The organism is Nonomuraea sp. NPDC049784 (assembly GCF_040659615.1).
Lineage (GTDB): Bacteria > Actinomycetota > Actinomycetes > Streptosporangiales > Streptosporangiaceae > Nonomuraea.
The window spans coordinates 1-1468 of sequence record NZ_JBFAMX010001187.1; the positions used below are offsets into that span (position 1 = coordinate 1).

General features: G+C 72.5%; 1 protein-coding gene and 1 pseudogene. One reads left to right on the top strand and one right to left on the bottom strand.

Translation table 11 applies throughout. The features are described 5' to 3' along the window. Positions 1-881: pseudogene (locus tag AB0J09_RS64585) on the bottom strand (hypothetical protein); the annotation flags it as partial. A gap of 66 nt (positions 882-947) precedes the next feature. Here AB0J09_RS64585 and AB0J09_RS64590 point away from each other — a divergent pair. After that, positions 948-1409, top strand: coding sequence for a hypothetical protein (locus AB0J09_RS64590; protein ID WP_360714379.1), 462 nt, complete (start codon positions 948-950; stop codon positions 1407-1409). The last annotated feature ends 59 nt before the right edge of the window (positions 1410-1468 follow it).

Here is a 1468-nt window from a genome sequence, read left to right on the forward strand (position 1 = left end):
CGCAGGACGCCGCAGCCGTCCCTGATGACCTCGCCGTACAGGGGGTGCGCGAGCCGTACCTGGAGCCGCCGGCCGTCCGGCTGCACAGTGACGAGCTGCCGGTCCTCCAGGTGCTGGATGGCGTCGAGGGACCCGAGGGAGGCCAGCAGGTCGGCGCCGAGCGGCTCGCCGTACGCCAGGAGCTCCAGCGCCTCACGCTCCCGCGCGGACAGCTCGCCGATGCGGGCGGCGATGGTCTCACGCAGCGTGGGCGTGATCGTCAGCGGCCCGCGCCAGCGCCACACGTCCCCGTCCTCGGTGAGGATCCCGGACAGCACGAGCTCGTGCAGGTAGAGGGCGTTGCCCTGGCTGGCGCGCCACAGCCGCGCCACGGTCGCGGACTCCACCCGGCCGCCCAGAGCGGCCTCCAGGACGGCCGTCGTCTCGTTCAGGGAGAACGGCTCCAGCTCCAGCCGTGGCACCAGGTCGTCCTTCCACAATGCGAGCACCGCGTCCGGCACCGGCGTCCGGCTGCGGAGCGTCGCGATCACGCGGGTGCCGCCCCGCGTGACGAGGTGGTGGACGAGCGCGGCCGAGGCCGGGTCGAGCAGGTGGGCGTCGTCCACCACCAGCACCGGCGCGCGCAGCGCGGCGGCCGCCCAGCCCAGCGGGTTCCCGGCGGGCGGCGTGGCAGGCAGCAACGGGGCGAAGGCGCCGAGCGGGAGCTCTCCGGCGGCCGCGGTGGCCCGCGCCCAGGCGACCCCGTCGAGGCCGTGTACGGCCTGCGCCACCAGGCGACTCTTGCCTGTCCCAGGCGGGCCGGCGACGACCACGCCCCTGGAGGCGGACCTGATCTCCGCCAGTTGCGCCGCACGTCCTATGAACGGCCAGGAGGCTGCCACGGCGAAAGCGTATTTGAGTAGGCCATGCTCATGCGAGAGCGTTGTCGCCCACAGCATGCTGGGCCCATGACCATCACGCTGACCCCCGGGCTGACAGACCTCGTCCGCGCGAGCCTCGGAGACCCCCTGGCCGAGATCGCGGAGCAGCACGTCGAGCTCCTCCACCACGGTCCCGGATCGCTGTCGACAGCCTCGCTCCACCGCGTGCGTGGCACGACGACCGGAGGCGTGAGCTGGTCGTTCTTCGTCAAGTCGATCCATGCGATCAAGCACTCGGCCTGGTTCGCGAAGATGCCAGGGGGGCTGCGGGCCGAGGCGCTCGCGAACTTCCCCTGGCGGGCCGACGCGGACGTTTACCTGGCCCGCCCTTCGCTTCCCGCCGGGTTGCGGCTGCCCCGGATGTACCGGCTGGACGACCTAGGGGACGACCGGCTCGTCATGTGGCTTGAGGACGTGCCGGTCGCGCCCGCCGCGTGGGACCTGGACCGCTACCGCGCCGCCGCCCGCCTGCCCCTTGGATGGACCTGATCCGATCACATGCTGCGTTCACAGCCAGACGCAGTAACCGCTGATGACCGTCCCCTTGA